The organism is Pseudaminobacter soli (ex Li et al. 2025) (assembly GCF_029892515.1).
In the GTDB taxonomy this organism is placed as follows: domain Bacteria; phylum Pseudomonadota; class Alphaproteobacteria; order Rhizobiales; family Rhizobiaceae; genus Pseudaminobacter; species Pseudaminobacter soli_A.
The window spans coordinates 157,789-174,165 of sequence record NZ_JARXVF010000001.1; the positions used below are offsets into that span (position 1 = coordinate 157,789).

A 16,377-nucleotide genomic window follows, 5' to 3' on the forward strand; every position below is an offset into this window, starting at 1 on the left:
GTTGATGCCAAGGTTAATACCGATCCTTCTCTACCACCAGATCGATATTCCGCCTGTCCGGAGCGCACCATTTCGCAGCTTTACCGTTCATCCTGACGCGTTCCGTCGCCAAATGAACTGGCTGAAACGGCTTGGCTATCGGGGCTTATCGCTACGCGAGGCGATGCCCTATATCCGGGGCGAAAAGACCGGCAAAGTCGCAGCAATCACCTTCGACGACGGCTTTCTCAACGTCTACGAAAAAGCTCTGCCCGTATTGCAGGAGCATGGCTTCACGGCGACCAATTTCTTCGTCGCCAACCAGGTCGGCGGGCGAAATGCCTGGGACATTCCGTTCGGCGTGGCGCCGGCTCCCTGCATGTCGGCCACGCATTTACGGGAATGGGCGGCACTCGGGCATGAAGTCGGCTCGCATACACTCGACCATGTGCATCTGCCGCAAGTTCCCTTCGAGGAAGCAATAAAGCAGATCGCCCAATCGCGCGAGAAACTACAGGACATCATTGGCGAAGCGGTGACCTCGTTCTGCTACCCCTATGGCGACGAAAATGCCGATATGCGCAAGCTCGCGCGCGATGCGGGCTATGATTACGCAACGACAACCACTCGGCGGCGCGCAGGCAAGGGAGACGACCCCTTTGGGCTGCCGCGCCTGACGATCCGGTGCAAGCACACCTGGCTACATTTCCTCAAGAAGTGCCTCACAAGGTGAACTGATGCTTCAGATGACGATTGTCTTCGTCTTGAATACCTGACCAACGGCGGATTAATGCAAGTGCGGATTGTCGTTAACTCAAGGCAGCTTAGCCGACGATCAATCACTTCATGAGAGTATCGATGGTGTGGTCACTAGGCGGCTGCATCTTGAACCGGCGCGCGACCACCCCAAACACGATGTCTGAGATCCACATCGCACAGGTGCCGATCAGGAAGGCAGAGGCGAGAATGACCTGGGCATCCTCGGCGGGCAGAGGCCAGCCGACTGCCTTGAGGTAATGAACCATCGGCAGGGTAAGATAGGCAGCAGCCAGTGCGCCGCAGATCGGCGACAGGATCACCTCGCGCACCTTCAACTTCTTCCGCGACAGCGCACGCAAGATGCCACCGGAAAGCCCGGCGACGACCACGGAGCCATTGATGCCCAGCGCTTCCAGTATCTGGCCCAACGTCATTTCCGGCACCCATGCTGGCTGTTGCAGATTCGATTGTGAGCGGCAACCTGACGCGCGAAAGACTCATCATTGCGGATGATGAACTGTCGCGTCGCTGGCGAAGGCGTCAGCAGTTCGAAGCCGGCGCGGTCATTCGCAGGTGTCAGGCTGCACCCACCGGCCGCCAAGCTCGCGGCAAAGGCCAGCGGCATCAAGACGATTGATTTCCGCATTGGTCTTGCTCCTTTCGCGGATGAGGTCGATTGATCGGGTGAGGGTTGCGGCGCGCTCGGACGCCGCGCCTCGCTGAAAGCCCTGCCAGTGGCTGATGCCGAGGAGCGCGATCGCGATGACCGCGCCGCCGATGACGAGATACTCGCGCATCAGCCAAGCCCCAGTCTCTTGCGCACGTCTGGCATGGTGGCGATGGCATAGACCGCCAGCCCGATGAGCAGGACACCGATGCCACGTTGGAGCCAGACATCGAGCCCGGCGACACCGGAAAGGACGCCGACACCTGTCCCGCCAGTCGTCAGCCAGGTCCACAGGCGTTTGGACTTGCCCAGCGGCGCGGTGTCAGCCTTTGCCGCTGGCTCGGCTTCGGACTTCGCCGCCTTGACCTTGTCCAGAACGGCCTCGACGCGTTCGGGCGCCACCAGCGCCTTGTTGAGCCCGTCGCCGGCATAGTAGCTCTGGCCGCGCACCACCTTGCGCTTGCCCACGGCGACAGTCGCCAGCACTGGCAGCGACGCCCACTCCTGCGCCAGCCGCTTGCCGAATTCGGCGCGGTCAATCTGGTCGGCCATGAACTCGTCATAGCCGCGACGCTTGAGCAGGTGATAGCCGAGTCGGTCCTGCAGATCGGCGTCGAACAGCTGGTTGCCGCGCAGGCTAAGTGCCTTCTCGAGTTCCTGCAGCGTCTTGCGCATGAACTGGTAGCGACCGGCGGCCGACGACTTGAACTGCTTTGTCCAAGACGCTTGTGCATCGACCACCTTGCCCACCGTCATGCTGGTGAGCGGCTTTGGCAACTTGCCCTGATTGTTGCCGTAGATGGTGCCGTAGCCCTTGGGCGCCTCGATATCTCCGATGAAGTCGAGCAGCATCGCCGCTCCGGCTGGAACGGTCTTGTCCATGGAAGTTCCTTTCTGTGAGGGTGCAGCCGTCATCACTCCCGCAGGGTGCGGGAGGACGGCGCGAAATTCGAAGACGATTGAATGACCTGGTGATGCCGGCTAAAGTCTGTCTGAGAGGGGAAGATTGATGCGGAAGAATTTTCAGCAGGCGATAAGCCTTGGCTCATCCTGCCGGGCTAAGCACAACATGGAACTCGTCTTTGGCAAACACGTCACGCGCATTGGTCGTCGTGGCGTGTTCGATTGGCAAATCACGCCAGATGCCGCGCTGCTCGAATATATCTACCGCGATTTCTCTGGCATGTTCGAGCGTGACGACCTGGTAGTTGAGAACGGCCATGTGTGGCACGGACAGCACCGCGTGAAACACCAGCATGAGTTTCCTGGCGGCATCACCGGTGAGCAGTTGACGCTTCTCTACCCGGAGGCCCGAGCCAAACACGATGAATGGGCGAGACGGGTGCGCAACGCTTTCTCGAATTACCTCTCGACGCTTTTTGTGCTCGCGAAACCGATGGGAGAGGATGCGTTCCACGAACTTTCCAAGGTGATCGCATCGCGCTGTGCGCACAAACCTTATCTGATCCTGCCGGCGCCAGATAACGACAACGACAATGAATGGGAGGGCGACCCAGAAGTTTGGAAGCAGCATCTTGGGCAGTTCACGATTACGCCGCCACTGATATCTCAGGCCAGCTACCAGCTTCGACGCACCAAGCACAATTTGCGCCATATCATACCTAGCGCGTGGCGCGCGTGAAGTTGCGCTCGGTCAAGATGCAGGCCAGGCGAGCGCAGGGAACTCCGCGATGAAGTCCTTGATGCCAATCTGGGGTCGCTATTTACTCTGCAGCTTGTCAAGTTCAGCAAAGGCGTACACCCAGACCACGTCGCGCCAGGCGATAAAGGACGCAGCATCTGCCGCCCAAGTGGCCACGGTGCTGGCCATGTAACCCCGATGTTCGTGGCAAAGATTCACGAACTCAACCTGCTGTGCCTATATCCTTGTTGCCGAGAAGGCGATCAAAGCCATTCGAAGTCCGGTAACTCAGCAATTAGCGCTTTGGCGCGGCGGGGGAGCTAGGACCAGATAGATGCCTGACTACGGCGATGGGGCCCAGAGGCTGGAAATGGCCCCACCTTCATCCTGCTTGTAATGGCGCTTGGCGGTTCATGAGTTAGATAGGCATGTCAACTGATGGCGCCCAGGCTCAAACGCTCATCCTGCGCGGTGTCGTCTACCAGGTCGAGACCCTTCTTGTTCTGCAGGCGGTAAAAGCGCGCATAGGTGCCCTGCGGGTTGGCCAGCAGTTCCTCATGCGTGCCCTGTTCAATCACCCGGCCGGCCTCCATTACGACGATGCGGTCAGCATTGATCACCGTCGACAGGCGATGGGCAATCACGATCGTGGTGCGCCCCTTCATTATCGTCGTCAGCGCTCCCTGCACACGCGCCTCTGATTCATTGTCGAGGGCCGAGGTGGCCTCGTCCAGAAGCAGGATCGGTGCGTTGCGCACGATGGCGCGGGCGATCGAGATGCGCTGGCGCTGGCCGCCCGAAAGCGTCACGCCGTTTTCGCCCACGGCCGTGTCATAGCCGTTGGGCTGCTGGCGGATGAACTCGTCGGCGGCAGCTTGCGTCGCCGCAAAGCGAATCTCGTCGTCCGTAGCGTCCTCGCGGCCATAGCGGATGTTGTCGGCGATGGTGCCTTCGAACAGGTATGGCTGCTGCGAGACATAGGCGATGGAGCTGCGCAGCGAGTGCTTGGTCACCTTGGAGATGTCCTGCCCGTCGACGATGATGCTGCCGCCGTCGAGGTCGTAGAAGCGTTCGAGCAGCGCCGTCAGCGTCGTCTTGCCGGCGCCGGAAGCGCCGACGATGGCCGTCGTCTTGCCGGCCTCGGCCACGAAGCTCACCTCGGTCAGCACCGGCAGGTCCTCGCCATAGGCGAAGGAAACGTTGTCGAAGCGCACCTCGCCCTTGCCGACCTTGATTGCCTTGGCGTCAGGCGCGTCGCCCTGCTGCGGGGTCAGGTCGAGGATCTCGTAGATCATGCGCGCATTGACCAGCGAGCGCTCGAGCCCGACCTGCAGCTTGGCCAGCCGGCGCACCGGATCGTAAGCCAGAAGCAGCGCGGTGATGAAGGCAACGATCGTGCCGGGCGGCTGGCCGGTATAGGCGGAGCGGAAGCCTGCATAGGCGACGATGCCTGCAACCGCGATGCCGGCCAGTATTTCGACAATAGGCGTCAGCCGTTCCGAAACCGTGGCGATCTTGTTGGAGCGTTCCTCGGCGTGGTCGATCATCTTGATCATCCGCCGCGACAGCTGGTCTTCCATGGTGAAGGCCTTCACCACGCTGATGCCCTGGGTGGCCTCCTGCATCGAGCCGATCAGCCGTGAGTTGATCTCCACCGCCTGCCGGGTGATCGAGCGCAGCCGCCGCATCAGGTAGTTGACCGATATCACCAGCGGCGGGCCGATGAGGAAGGCGGCCACCGACAGCAGCGGGTCCTGCCAGAACATGAGCGCCACCAGCGAGATCAGCGAGACGGAGTCGCGCGCCACCGCCGTCAGCGTCATCGACAAGAGGTCGCGTATGCCGCCGACATTCTGGTTGATCTGCGCGGCAAGGTGGCCGGACCGTTGCTGCGAGAAGAAGCCGACATCGAGCTTCATCAGGTGGTCGAATATTCGGCGCTGGTAGCGGGCGACGAGATTGTTGCCGACCTTGGCCAGGATCACCGCCTGCCCGTAGCCGGCCACGCCCTTGATCGTGAACGCCCCGACAATTCCCAGGCTGATGAGTGCGATCAAGCCGGTGTCCTGACGATAAAACACATCGTCGATAACCTTGCTGATGACCCATGCAGGAAAGGCGGTCGTCAGCCCGACCGCGATCATGCAGAACGTAGCAATGATATAGGGCCGCTTATATTCGCGGCCGTTTTCCGCAAGCACGCGCTTGATCACGGCAATGATTTCGCCGCTGTCGGGTTTGGTCCCACTGTTCATTCTAGAGCTCAAATTAAAGATCGTCCGTCAAGATTGCGCTACCGCGCCCGCCACGCGGTTCGTTCGGCGATCCTAATAGCGTCATCGAGACGGCTTGCCTATAGAGGTTGACTACCGAGTACAAGCTTATCTCTTAAATGCCAGCCAGCTCGGGTAGTGGGACAACTCACTTTCAACCACCTTTGGCGTCAGTGTCATGCATTCAAGCCCATGCTCGAAGGCAAAACTGTCAACCTCTTGCATAACAAGCGGCCAATCCGGCCCGTAATCATCGCCGGCGAACAGGCCTCCAACCTTCAGTTTCGGCCACCACGATTTTAGCGTTTCCCCTCCCTCTTGGCCAGTGTGGGCATATCCGTCGATATATATGAAGTCGAAGTAGCCGTCAGGGAAGAGGTCCAAGGCTTCACTAAATAACATCCGAAGGCATGTACTCCGCTCCTTGTATGGAAGCAGCAGTCGTAACGCATCCTTATATTCACTCACATCATGGCCGCGATCGCCAGCCCATCTATCTACACTGAAGAGATGATCAAGCCGCGAGTTTGCTAGTATCTGATGGGAAAACCACCCCTTCGCGACTCCAAGCTCAATCCCTATACCACCCATCGGCAGCAATCGCGTGATATCTGGCCGCCTATCGAATTTGCCGCCAACAACTTCGCCAACATCAACTGGAGCATGAATGTTTGGCGGCCTAATGTAGGTAGGGCGGCTTTCAGGAGCCTTTTTCAGGCCAATTTTGATCCGAAAATTGCGCAAGAAACCCATGAATCATCACTTTATAACAAGCGTTGCAATGTATCAGTCGAACACGTTGGCATCGTTAGCCGTTCATACCACCTGCAGCAGTATGTTGTAGTTGCGCGATTAGCGATATTAGGCGCTAGGAATCGCTTTCAGAGGCCCCTTATATGCTAAGAATCCCGCTATCCACCATCCTTCGAGCATTTTCCAGACAGCCAAAGGGCAGGACTTCCAAGCCACGAACAATTGCTATTGTCGGCAACGGCAAGGTTGACCGCAAATCCTCGGCTGTGATTGACGCAGCAGATATCGTTGTGCGCTTCAACAGAGCGAGCAACTATGGTGGAGCCGGAAAACGAACCGATGTCCTTGTGGTAGTGAATTGGTCTCACCCCGGGGAAGAGTTCGCGAAATCCCCAAAGTTGATCAATTCAACCGTTCGTCGGACGGCTAAAGAGTTTTTGCTAACGGCTGACCCGACAGAACTGCCGAGCTTTCTGAATGGCCGCCCTAGATTGGACGGGTGCCCACCAGATTATACGGCGGAGATCCTGCGATCTGTTGTGCAGCGCCGCCCGTACAGCTTCATACCCATGTCGCGTCTGGTCGCCACGGAGCATGCGTTGATAAGCCATGGCGCAAGAAAAGATGTCATCCCGTCCTCTGGCGCTTTGGTCATAGATTACTTTCACGACCAGTATCCAGACGCCGCCATACATCTATTTGGGTTCTCGCACTCAGGCTGGAACGGCCACTGTTGGGATGCTGAACGACGCTGGATAGAAACAGTTTTGGCCAACAACGACAGGTCAAATATCCGATAAATGCACGGTCAAGTTCAGGGGGCCAATTGGGTGCAAATCAATCGATTTCCATCTCTGGCCATTCGCAAGACGCGTCACTTTGATCCTTGTGCGCTTCAGCTCTTTGAAAATCTTAACAGAGAGCGGTTCTTTTTCCTTCTCCAACTTCGGAGGCGGAGGAGACTCCGAGGTTGAATGGGCCAAAGATGGAATGGTTGAGGCCAACGGACCTTCGGCTTCGCCGTGATACCAAAGATACTGATAGCATGCGGCAGGCACCAACGCCTTGATATCCAGCGTCTGGTATATGTCACTGCTGGCGGTAAACAGCATGTGGTCGATTGGCGACGTGTAGTGCTCGGCCATCTTTAGCAAAGCCTTGGCGGCTCGCCGCGACACGAGATAGCCACAAGTCCCGTATGTGTCCCATGTGAGGTTGTGGAGCCTGTAACCGTGGCCGATCCTCTTGCTGCCGCCAGAAGTCAACACCACATCCGGCCACCCCTCGAGCCTGATGATATCTGGAGATCCTCTGAACAGCTTTCGATTAGCAACGACCGACCTGAAATTGCGCGCAAATATCGCGTCATCTTCAAGAATAAGGCCGTAATCTCTGTCGCCATTGGCGACTCGCTCCCAGGCCATTCTATGGCTAAGGAAGCAACCAACTTGAGCCGGTGTTGGTGGTGCCATTCCGGGCGAAAGCCTCACAAGGCCTTTGATAGTGTCGTCCGACAGCGTAGATCCATCGACTGCCGCTATACGCTCGTATTCAAGCCCAAATGCCTTAAACAGAGAGCGCATTCGCTCCCGACGCTCACGCGCCAGATCCATGTTTATTAAGAATACACTAAACAATGCGAAGCCCCATGCAATCCCTGTACGAGCTATTGCATGACCAGAATGGACTTACAACTGACACTCATTCCCCAACCTGCGCTTCATGCTGGTGAGCGGCTTTGGCAACTTGCCCTGGTTGTTACCGTAGATGGTGCCGTAGCCCTTCGGAGCCTCGATGTCGCCGATGAAGCCGAGCAGCATCGCCGCTCCGGCCGGAACGGTTTTGTCCATGGCATGTCCTTTCCCGCCTTCTGGCGTGATTGAGATTTCTGCGTGTAAGTGCGATTGATCCGATATGAATCAGCGGGTGACGGTGGCCGGTGCTTCGGCCGTTTCAGTGCAGAGCAGCAATATTCCGTTCATTGATGGCCTTCGGGCCATATCGATATTGGCTGTTGTTCTCTATCACGTAGGGGTACCTGGTTTTGCGGGCGGGTTCGTCGGCGTTGACGTGTTTTTCGTCATCTCCGGCTACTTGATCATCAACCAGATCGTACAGGAAAGCCGGGCCGGCACATTCAACGTGTGGCGCTTCTACTCCCGGCGCGCCATTCGCATATTACCGGCATTTGTCCTCGTGCTGGCGGCGAGCGCAGCGATTGCGAATTTCGTGCTCGTTACCCCGCAGGAGTTCAAAGAGTTCGGCAACCAGCTCTTGTGGTCATCAATGATGCTGGTGAACCACTACTTCTTTGAGCGCCAAGGGTATTTCGAGACCGTCTCTGACCTCAAGCCGCTGCTTAACATGTGGTCGCTCGCGGTCGAGGAGCAGTTCTATCTAGCCGCGCCGTTCATTATTGCGTTCTGCCTGCCTCGCGGCATCAGGCGTGCCACCCTGCTGCTTGCCGGCCTGTCGTTTGCCGCCTGTTTGATGGCCAGCATGAGCAGCCGGCCGTATGCCTTCTTCATTGCGCCGTTCAGGGCATGGGAGTTCATTGCCGGTGGTTCTGCGGCGTACTTTGCCTCTCGTCTTACGCGAGCAAAGCCTTTGGCGGTCGAAGTTCTAGGACTGGTTGGCGCGCTGGCAATCGTCGGCGCCGTTGTTGGGTTTGACAGCTCGTTGAATTTCCCAAGCTGGCGCGCGTTAGTGCCGGTGTTCGGTGCCGTCGCGCTGCTGGCCGTTGGGCTGGCGAGACCGGGAACCGCAACCGTGAGGCTACTGGCAGTTCGGCCGCTGGCCTGGATCGGCCTCGTCTCATACTCCTGGTATCTGTGGCATTGGCCGCTTTTGAGCTTTGGCCGCATCTGGCGATACGGCTCGCGCGACCTGATAGGGGACAGCGCTGTTGCGATCCTCGGGCTTTTGCTGGCCGTACTCACCTATTTCATGGTCGAAAGGCCAATGAAGCTGAACCGCGCCAAGATCATCGCCGCCCTTGGCGACAAGAGAATCTTTGCAGCCGGTGTTTTGGCCTGTTCACTCATGACCTTGGCGGCTGCAAGCGCTCTCTTTATCAGTAAGCCAAATGCCGAAAGAAACTATGCCCAACTTAACCTGAATCCGGTGAACACGGACGAAATATACCCCAGCAACCCATGCGCTTTGCTCGATAGCGGTAGCGCATCGACGGAATGTACCAAGCTCCTTTCCGGCGCTCCATATGGTATTCTCCTGGGAGATTCTCATGCCGAAACAGCCTATCCAGCGCTATACAGTGTCGCGGAAGGTAGTGGACTTCGGTTGGGTCTTGTCGTCGAGCACTCGTGTCCACCACTTTGGGGTGCGGGTATTCACACGCGATTCAATCCCGATATGGATTGCTCAGACCGCCAGCGGATGGCAGTAAGCGACCTTGTGCAACGGGCTGGACACGCGCCAGACTTTGTTGTGCTCAAGTCCTATTGGATCAAAGCATTCAACGCTGGACTCGATGAACCGGACGTAAAGTTCCGCGAAAGCCTTGAGAATACGATCAGCCAGCTGAAGGCTCTCGGGACTAACAAGATAATAATTGTGGGGCCGACTCCAAGCTTCGCTGATCCAGTTCCTCTGTGCGCCTTGCGACGTGGACAAGGCTGTGGCGTCTCGGCAGACAAGTTTGGAATTCAGCGCGCGGAAATCATGAATGCCTTTGACAACGTGCTGGCGGCCCACCCCGATATTCGGTTTATCGACCCCGCAGAAGTACTATGCCGCCCTGATTGCGAGCCGCGCATAGACGGAGTTACTCTATATATTGACACTAACCATCTATCAGCAGACGGCGAAATGATACTCATTGACAAATTGCGAGATGCGATTTTGTGAAGGAAAGAGGCCTTAGAGAGCCAGCCCCTCGATGGATGGCAGTTCAGCAAGGAACGCCTCAACTGTCGGCTGCACCCGCTGGCCGTTCATCACCTTTTCCATCTCGGAAAAGGTGTGAAACCAAACTAGATCGCGGCAGGTTGCCGAGGTTCGTGCACACCTCCTTGCCGGTGATCTGGCAAAGTCCGCGACCTCGATAGGTCAAGCCGTTGTTCGGTCCGGCGTTGCCCCGGCCGCCATAGGGTGCAGCCGTCATCATTCCCGCAGGGTGCGGGAGGACGGCGCGAAATTCGAAGACGGTTGAATTGGTTGCGACGCGCGCCGTGATTGAGTTTGCGAATCGAAAATGCGATTGATCCGCTATGAATCAGCGGGTGACGGTGGCCGGTGCTTCGGCCGTTTCAGTGCAGAGCAGCAACATTCCGTTTATCGATGGCCTTCGGGCCATATCGATATTGGCTGTTGTTCTCTATCACGTAGGGGTGCCTGGTTTTGCAGGTGGGTTCGTCGGCGTTGACGTGTTTTTCGTCATCTCCGGCTACTTGATCATCAACCAGATCGTGCAAGAAAGCCGGGCCGGCACATTCAACGTGTGGCGCTTCTACTCCCGGCGCGCCATTCGCATATTACCGGCATTTGTCCTCGTGCTGGCGGCGAGCGCAGCGATTGCGAATTTCGTGCTCGTTACCCCGCAGGAGTTCAAAGAGTTCGGCAACCAGCTCTTGTGGTCATCAATGATGCTGGTGAACCACTACTTCTTTGAGCGCCAAGGGTATTTCGAGACCGTCTCTGACCTCAAGCCGCTGCTTAACATGTGGTCGCTCGCGGTCGAGGAGCAGTTCTATCTAGCCGCGCCGTTCATTATTGCGTTCTGCCTGCCTCGCGGCATCAGGCGTGCCACCCTGCTGCTTGCCGGCCTGTCGTTTGCCGCCTGTTTGATGGCCAGCATGAGCAGCCGGCCGTATGCCTTCTTCATTGCGCCGTTCAGGGCATGGGAGTTCATTGCCGGTGGTTCTGCGGCGTACTTTGCCTCTCGTCTTACGCGAGCAAAGCCTTTGGCGGTCGAAGTTCTAGGACTGGTTGGCGCGCTGGCAATCGTCGGCGCCGTTGTTGGGTTTGACAGCTCGTTGAATTTCCCAAGCTGGCGCGCGTTAGTGCCGGTGTTCGGTGCCGTCGCGCTGCTGGCCGTTGGGCTGGCGAGACCGGGAACCGCAACCGTGAGGCTACTGGCAGTTCGGCCGCTGGCCTGGATCGGCCTCGTCTCATACTCCTGGTATCTGTGGCATTGGCCGCTTTTGAGCTTTGGCCGCATCTGGCGATACGGCTCGCGCGACCTGATAGGGGACAGCGCTGTTGCGATCCTCGGGCTTTTGCTGGCCGTACTCACCTATTTCATGGTCGAAAGGCCAATGAAGCTGAACCGCGCCAAGATCATCGCCGCCCTTGGCGACAAGAGAATCTTTGCAGCCGGTGTTTTGGCCTGCGCGCTCATGACCTTGACGGCGGCGAGCGTTCTCTTTGTCAGCAAGCCGATTGCAGAACGAAACACGGCCGACCTGAATCTCCACCGCGTCGACAGAGAGAAAATATACGTAGAGAACCCTTGCGCTCTGACGGAAACTGAAGTGGCAACGCCAGAATGCGTGGAGTACCTCGCCAGGGCTCCATACGGGCTTCTCTTAGGCGACTCTCACGCCGAAACTGGCTATCCCACGATCAATGAAATAGCGCAGGAATCCGGCAGCAGGTTGGCTATTGTCGTAGAACAGGGATGCCCTCCCCTTTTGGGGGTTGGTGTTCGGTCCCCAATCGACCGCAGCAACTGCACGGAACGTGCCAAAAGCGCCGTAGAAGATGTGGCTCGACAGACAGGGCGCACGCCCAGCTTTGTCGTTCTGAAATCGCTGTGGCTCGCCAACAAAGAAGGCAGAAGCACCATAATCAAGACCGGCCTAGGCAACACGATTACTTGGCTAAAGGCGCTCGGTGTTAGCAGGATAGTTGTAGTCGGGCCTACACCGGTATTTTCGCGCCCTATAGCGCTATGCCTCCTTCGCGAAGGAGACGGTTGCGGCCTGTCGCGTACGGAATTTGAAACTCAACGCGCCGACGAGATTGCGGGAGTTTACAGCTTGATGTCACAACATCCTGATGTTCGCTTCATTGACCCAACGGAAGTGCTGTGCCGGCAAGATTGCGAGCCAAGCAAGAACGGGCTTCCCCTGTACTATGACCTTCACCACCTGACGGCAGACGGTGAAAGACTGCTCGTTGAGAAATTACGCGACGCGATTCTATAGAGCGACAAATCAGCCGCGTTAGAGGCTGGCAGCCGCTGCAAAGAAGGCGTCGATCTTTGCTTCGGTGAAGCCAAGCGCGGCAAAGCCCTGCTGCATCATGGGCTCGGAACGGACAAAGGAGCCGCTGTATTCAAAGGCGATCTGGACCGAGCGATCTTGGGAGGAAACCCACGCCTCAACGGCATCGAGCAAGCCGGAGGCCAGAAGCTGAAGCTTGAACTGCCGCGCCGATACGCTATCCGGAACTGGCGCCGGAGGAGTAAGGCGAATGGTGATCACGCTCATTCTTCGACCTCCTTGGCAGCCCGTTCCGCAAACCATGTCACCGCACCGATGCCGTAACCGTCTGGGTTGCTGAAATCAGCGGTCCATCGGTCAAATTCGCTGTAATCAGACGGTAGATCGGCTTCATCCACAATGCGGTAAGGGACGCCAGCCGGCACGTCCTTGCGGGCAACTTCCGACAAAGGGAGCGTGCCGGAAGGCGTGACCACAGCCACCCCCGAGCCATTCGGATAGATGATGAGATTTGTCATGTCAGGCTCCAAACACGCATGCGCTCACGTAAGCGCAGTCAGCCCCGGTGAAGGCTGAGTTCATCGTTGAGATAGCGAAGTCTGTGGTGTTCTTAGACGTAACGCGCGCCGCGACAATGCCATTGGTAACGCCGACGCTCCAGCCGATGGCGTAGTCGGCGCTCGGTCTCGGCGTGGTGAAATTCACCACGTATAGCCCTGTAGTGTTCCTCGTCACGCTGGACACGTTCAGGCTATCCAATACCGCTACGGTGCCGATGCCGTTGAAAACAACCCACGCCTTGGACACGTATTTCGCGTTGGCGATAGCTGTGCCGTTCTGCTGCAACTCGCTCGCGTTGAGCTTGCCGGCGCCAGGATCGCCGCCGGCCGCGCCGGTGAGTACGCCGCCCGTCTTCGGTAATGCGGCACTTGCCAGTGCGCCTTGGGCGGCAGTTGCGTAGATCGAGTCGAAGTAAGCCTTGAGCGCGGCCTTGACGTTCGTCCACGTCATCTTGACGAGGCCAAATCCGCTCGCGCTGTTGGCGTAGCCGAATTCGTCTGTGTCAACTGGTGTTGCCTTGGCCGGTGCGCCATGGATCGCCGCCGCTATGCCGCCCAGAACATAGGATGCCGCCTTCTGTGCCCAGTGGAAGGCGGAAAACAGCCCGGGCGCGACTTCCGTATTCTCGGCTTCCGTTGCCCACTTCTTGGCCAGCGCTTCACTTGCCGCAGCGTTGGTCGCCGAACTTGCCGCGGCCGCCTGCGCCGCTTCGGCCGCCGCCTGGATTGCCGCGCTTGCCTGATCGGTGAGGAGACGGAGCGTCGAGCCGCTGACATAGCCAGCCAAGATCATGCCCGGCTGCAGCCCGCCGGCGGCAACATCATGGGCGCTGCTGGTTTTGATCGCCAGCGGGGGATCGCCATTGAAGGCGATCGTCGCCGGGCCCGTGTTGTGGTCCGTCACGTTGACGGTGATCAGCGCCGCACCATCCGCAGTCGGGATCGGCATGACGCTCGTGGCCTTGATCGCGTTCGGCGTTCCTGCACCGGTGTTCGACGCCCGGATGAACGAATATGGCAGATCGCCGATCCGAACCCACGATCCGGCACCGGAGCCGCCCAGCTTCTGGTAGATGCCATTGTTGGCCGTCACCGGATCGGCGATGACCCAGGCCATCTGGTTGGCGGCATGACCAAGCGTCATTGCCGCCTTGATCTGGAAGACGAGGCCGCCACCGGCCTGGATCCCCGCGTGCAGCTGTTCTATCCAGCCCCCCCATTCGCGGATTTCCACCTTGCGCGGGCTGTGCGGGCCAGATGCGGGAACCCCGTCGGTTTCGAAGTCACGAAAGATCGTGTTGGCGTTGGAAACCATGCCAATTGCTCCAATGCAGTTTCAGAAAATGGCGTCAGGCCGGTGTCGTCGCCGTGGTCGAGGGCGACCAGTCGCCGGCAAAGCCAACGGCGGTGGTGATCAGGCGCAGCTGGAATTGATATTGTGTGCTAGCCGCCAGCACCGAGGTGACGACCGAGGTGGCCTCTGGCGCAATCTCCCCGATCAGCGTCCAGTCGGCATCAGCCACCTTCTTGAACTGCACCTGATAGACAAAGGCGGTGCTGGGCGGTGGCGAGAACGACAGGCGCGCCTTCGGGCCGGCGATGATGTCGACGAGCGGTGCGGCCGGGATCGGAACGCCACTGCCTTCCGAATCGTCGGCCACCGGCGCCTCGCCCTCTTCCTGCGCCGGATCCCATTGGCTGGCCGCCACCGGCATCGACTGCACCTGGATGGCCACGCCGGTCAGGATGCCGCCCTCGCCGACGATGAACTTGAAGTCCTGGATCTCGACGCGCTCATCGATCTGGAACAGCGGATACTGGATGCGGACATAGCGCTTGGCGAAGGCGGCAAGGCCACGCAGATTGAGCTGGAACGTGCCGACCCATTTCGGGTTTGCCCGATAGGCCTCCAGCTTCATCAGGCGCCGGCACTGCGAGTGCGACGGCGACATGTTGAACTGCCGGTCGGCGACGATCTCGCCGCGCTCGCTGACATCCTCGGCATCGACCCATGGGTCGGCGTCCGCTGCCTGATAGTCGCCGGTCGGGTCGAGAAAGGTGGCGCGGATGGTGTTGGCGGTGGACAGGATATCGCGGCCGCGCCCGAGCTCGCTGAAGCCGGTGAACGCATCCGGGCCGAGCACAACGTCGGCTGCGTCCGGCCCGCCGATGTCGAGCGTCAGCCCGCCGTCCGGAGTTGGCACCAGACGGCCGTCGCAACAGGCCAGCATACGCCCGAGAACATCGGCCGGCCGCTCGTCGAGGCTGTAGCTGCCCCACAGCCGGTAGCGCGCTTCGGTGCTGCTCCCCTTGAGCGGAATGGCTTCCTGGCAACGGCCGTAGGAAGCAATAAAGCCGGCCTGCGCCAGGGGCGTCGAGACGATGGCCTCCGGCAACCGCATGCCGTCGCGATGGGTGATGTAGTCACGCACCACCGCGGCGGCATTGTCGTTCCAGGCGACCGTTCCGGTCATCGGGTTTTTGACCGTCGCGGCCCGCATCACCACACGATAGGTCGTGTTGATGCCATTCGGCCAGCGCGTCATATAGTCTTCTTGTGGGCAGATAGTCTGAAACGCATAGAGGCTGGCAATGCCGTCACCGCGATGTGCCGCTGTCCACTCCGGAAAATTGCCCAGAAGTTGTGGGTAGACGGTCTCCAGGCCGAGCCCGCGACGCAACAGGACGCGCGCGCCACCTTTGTTCCACGGCCAGGTCGTCACCACCCCACCGGCGTCGAGTACCACCTTCCTGTCATCGATCCAGACCTCCTCGAAGGCGTCGATCGGACCGCTGCCCAGCGCGATCACCTTGTGAAAGCCGCCGTCCTTGGCCTCGGCGAACACCCACGGCCCGGAGACCTTCACACGGCCATAGTGGCGCGTGCGCGGCTGCGTCGGCTGCCGCACGGATTGCTGCATGTCTTCGGGCTTCGGCTGCGGCGGGCGGAACAGCGATGACGCGAGGAAGTTCAGGCCGATGCTGAGCCCGATCACGGTGCCATAGGTGAGCAGCGTGGTGGCGATGCCGAGGGCGGCGCCGGTAACGCCGGCCGAGGTCAGCGCCAGCAGAATGGCGCCCTCAATGAAGCCGGTATGATTGACGCTCGGGCCGTAGAACGAGGTTGAGCTTTCGAGGTGAAGGTTGCACGTTCTCAACATCGCGGCATCACCTCCCATGCTCTCCAGACGTTGTTGAGAGGCACGCCGACCAGCCCGTCTTCATGACGGGAAAACCAGCAGTGGCCGGCATGGATGGCGATGCACGCCCGTCGGTCGAGAATGGCCATGCCAACATCGCCGAGCTGCGGCGAGAAGATCTGCCGCAACCCGGACATGCGCATGACCTGGCAAAAGGCGATCATGATGCCGCCCGGCTCGGCGAGCCATGCCATGGCCTCGTCGCGGGTCCGATGGCGCCGGCCGAACAGCGCCATGGGCGAAAACCCGCGCACCTGCTCGACCCAGCGGTCAGCGGTGGACGCACAATCTGTCTCGCCCCATGCGAAAGGCTTCGCAGCCTCGGCGGCGATGAATTCTTCAACGGTCATAGGCAAATC

Annotated in this window: 16 protein-coding genes; 4 read left to right on the top strand and 12 right to left on the bottom strand. The window is 59.1% G+C overall.

Annotated features, from left to right (window positions below; translation table 11 throughout):
• The first annotated feature begins 4 nt into the window (after nt 1-4).
• Complete coding sequence (locus M2281_RS00815; protein ID WP_280821067.1) at nt 5-712, top strand: polysaccharide deacetylase family protein; 708 nt, start codon at nt 5-7, stop codon at nt 710-712.
• Nucleotides 713-818: 106 nt separating this feature from the next.
• On the opposite strand, the gene M2281_RS00820 is transcribed toward M2281_RS00815, so the two are convergent.
• From M2281_RS00820 to M2281_RS00830, 3 genes are all read right to left on the bottom strand, one after another.
• The gene (locus tag M2281_RS00820) at nt 819-1,172 is read right to left on the bottom strand and encodes a hypothetical protein (protein WP_280819202.1); all 354 of its coding nucleotides are present in this window, start codon (nt 1,170-1,172) and stop codon (nt 819-821) included.
• A gap of 129 nt (nt 1,173-1,301) precedes the next feature.
• Nucleotides 1,302-1,535 (bottom strand): hypothetical protein, encoded by a 234-nt coding sequence (locus M2281_RS00825; RefSeq protein WP_280819203.1) that lies wholly within the window; start codon nt 1,533-1,535, stop codon nt 1,302-1,304.
• Nucleotides 1,535-2,287 (bottom strand): hypothetical protein, encoded by a 753-nt coding sequence (locus M2281_RS00830; protein ID WP_280819204.1) that lies wholly within the window; start codon nt 2,285-2,287, stop codon nt 1,535-1,537. Before M2281_RS00830 ends, M2281_RS00825 begins: the two co-directional genes overlap by 1 nt.
• Nucleotides 2,288-2,414: 127 nt before the next feature.
• On the opposite strand from M2281_RS00830, the gene M2281_RS00835 reads away from it, so the two are divergent.
• On the top strand, nt 2,415-3,047 hold the full coding sequence (locus M2281_RS00835) for a hypothetical protein (RefSeq protein ID WP_280819205.1): 633 nt from the start codon (nt 2,415-2,417) through the stop codon (nt 3,045-3,047).
• Between the two features lie 431 nt (nt 3,048-3,478).
• On the opposite strand, the gene M2281_RS00840 is transcribed toward M2281_RS00835, so the two are convergent.
• The 4 genes from M2281_RS00840 to M2281_RS00855 all read right to left on the bottom strand — a co-directional run bounded on the left by M2281_RS00840 (nt 3,479) and on the right by M2281_RS00855 (nt 7,923).
• Nucleotides 3,479-5,302 (bottom strand): ABC transporter ATP-binding protein, encoded by a 1,824-nt coding sequence (locus M2281_RS00840; protein ID WP_280819206.1) that lies wholly within the window; start codon nt 5,300-5,302, stop codon nt 3,479-3,481.
• Between the two features lie 126 nt (nt 5,303-5,428).
• Nucleotides 5,429-6,073, bottom strand: coding sequence for a class I SAM-dependent methyltransferase (locus tag M2281_RS00845; RefSeq protein WP_280819207.1), 645 nt, complete (start codon nt 6,071-6,073; stop codon nt 5,429-5,431).
• Nucleotides 6,074-6,858: 785 nt separating this feature from the next.
• On the bottom strand, nt 6,859-7,710 hold the full coding sequence (locus M2281_RS00850) for a glycosyltransferase family 25 protein (RefSeq protein WP_280819208.1): 852 nt from the start codon (nt 7,708-7,710) through the stop codon (nt 6,859-6,861).
• A gap of 51 nt (nt 7,711-7,761) precedes the next feature.
• Nucleotides 7,762-7,923, bottom strand: coding sequence for a hypothetical protein (locus M2281_RS00855; RefSeq protein ID WP_280821180.1), 162 nt, complete (start codon nt 7,921-7,923; stop codon nt 7,762-7,764).
• A gap of 64 nt (nt 7,924-7,987) precedes the next feature.
• Between M2281_RS00855 and M2281_RS00860 the strand changes: the two genes are divergently transcribed.
• Both M2281_RS00860 and M2281_RS00865 read left to right on the top strand, forming a co-directional pair.
• Nucleotides 7,988-9,940 carry an acyltransferase family protein gene (locus M2281_RS00860; protein WP_280819209.1) on the top strand — a complete coding sequence of 651 codons (1,953 nt, stop codon included), beginning with the start codon at nt 7,988-7,990 and terminating at the stop codon, nt 9,938-9,940.
• Nucleotides 9,941-10,302: 362 nt separating this feature from the next.
• Entirely contained in the window at nt 10,303-12,240 is a 1,938-nt protein-coding gene (locus M2281_RS00865) for an acyltransferase family protein (protein ID WP_280819210.1), read from the top strand.
• Nucleotides 12,241-12,258: 18 nt separating this feature from the next.
• Here M2281_RS00865 and M2281_RS00870 read toward each other — a convergent pair whose 3' ends face one another.
• The 5 genes from M2281_RS00870 to M2281_RS00890 are packed head-to-tail and all read right to left on the bottom strand — an operon-like array spanning nt 12,259 to nt 16,368.
• Nucleotides 12,259-12,525: a hypothetical protein gene (locus M2281_RS00870; protein WP_280819211.1), complete on the bottom strand. Its 267-nt coding sequence runs from the start codon at nt 12,523-12,525 to the stop codon at nt 12,259-12,261.
• Complete coding sequence (locus M2281_RS00875) at nt 12,522-12,776, bottom strand: hypothetical protein (RefSeq protein ID WP_280819212.1); 255 nt, start codon at nt 12,774-12,776, stop codon at nt 12,522-12,524. The genes M2281_RS00870 and M2281_RS00875 overlap by 4 nt, the downstream gene beginning before the upstream one ends.
• A 1-nt stretch (nt 12,777) precedes the next feature.
• Entirely contained in the window at nt 12,778-14,133 is a 1,356-nt protein-coding gene (locus M2281_RS00880; RefSeq protein WP_280819214.1) for a hypothetical protein, read from the bottom strand.
• A gap of 34 nt (nt 14,134-14,167) precedes the next feature.
• Nucleotides 14,168-15,979, bottom strand: coding sequence for a fibronectin type III domain-containing protein (locus M2281_RS00885; protein ID WP_280819215.1), 1,812 nt, complete (start codon nt 15,977-15,979; stop codon nt 14,168-14,170).
• Nucleotides 15,973-16,368, bottom strand: coding sequence for a DUF6950 family protein (locus M2281_RS00890; RefSeq protein ID WP_280819216.1), 396 nt, complete (start codon nt 16,366-16,368; stop codon nt 15,973-15,975). Before M2281_RS00890 ends, M2281_RS00885 begins: the two co-directional genes overlap by 7 nt.
• Nucleotides 16,369-16,377: the final 9 nt, after the last annotated feature.

Excerpts from the sequence above, each read along its gene's own strand:
- M2281_RS00815 (WP_280821067.1), top strand. The coding sequence starts at position 5 with ATGCCAAGGTTAATACCGATCCTTCTCTACCACCAGATCGATATTCCG.
- M2281_RS00820 (WP_280819202.1), bottom strand. The coding sequence starts at position 1,172 with ATGACGTTGGGCCAGATACTGGAAGCGCTGGGCATCAATGGCTCCGTG.
- M2281_RS00825 (WP_280819203.1), bottom strand. The coding sequence starts at position 1,535 with ATGCGCGAGTATCTCGTCATCGGCGGCGCGGTCATCGCGATCGCGCTC.
- M2281_RS00830 (WP_280819204.1), bottom strand. The coding sequence starts at position 2,287 with ATGGACAAGACCGTTCCAGCCGGAGCGGCGATGCTGCTCGACTTCATC.
- M2281_RS00835 (WP_280819205.1), top strand. The coding sequence starts at position 2,415 with ATGCGGAAGAATTTTCAGCAGGCGATAAGCCTTGGCTCATCCTGCCGG.
- M2281_RS00840 (WP_280819206.1), bottom strand. The coding sequence starts at position 5,302 with ATGAACAGTGGGACCAAACCCGACAGCGGCGAAATCATTGCCGTGATC.
- M2281_RS00845 (WP_280819207.1), bottom strand. The coding sequence starts at position 6,073 with ATGGGTTTCTTGCGCAATTTTCGGATCAAAATTGGCCTGAAAAAGGCT.
- M2281_RS00855 (WP_280821180.1), bottom strand. The coding sequence starts at position 7,923 with ATGGACAAAACCGTTCCGGCCGGAGCGGCGATGCTGCTCGGCTTCATC.
- M2281_RS00860 (WP_280819209.1), top strand. The coding sequence starts at position 7,988 with ATGAATCAGCGGGTGACGGTGGCCGGTGCTTCGGCCGTTTCAGTGCAG.
- M2281_RS00865 (WP_280819210.1), top strand. The coding sequence starts at position 10,303 with ATGAATCAGCGGGTGACGGTGGCCGGTGCTTCGGCCGTTTCAGTGCAG.
- M2281_RS00870 (WP_280819211.1), bottom strand. The coding sequence starts at position 12,525 with ATGAGCGTGATCACCATTCGCCTTACTCCTCCGGCGCCAGTTCCGGAT.
- M2281_RS00875 (WP_280819212.1), bottom strand. The coding sequence starts at position 12,776 with ATGACAAATCTCATCATCTATCCGAATGGCTCGGGGGTGGCTGTGGTC.
- M2281_RS00880 (WP_280819214.1), bottom strand. The coding sequence starts at position 14,133 with ATGGTTTCCAACGCCAACACGATCTTTCGTGACTTCGAAACCGACGGG.
- M2281_RS00885 (WP_280819215.1), bottom strand. The coding sequence starts at position 15,979 with ATGTTGAGAACGTGCAACCTTCACCTCGAAAGCTCAACCTCGTTCTAC.
- M2281_RS00890 (WP_280819216.1), bottom strand. The coding sequence starts at position 16,368 with ATGACCGTTGAAGAATTCATCGCCGCCGAGGCTGCGAAGCCTTTCGCA.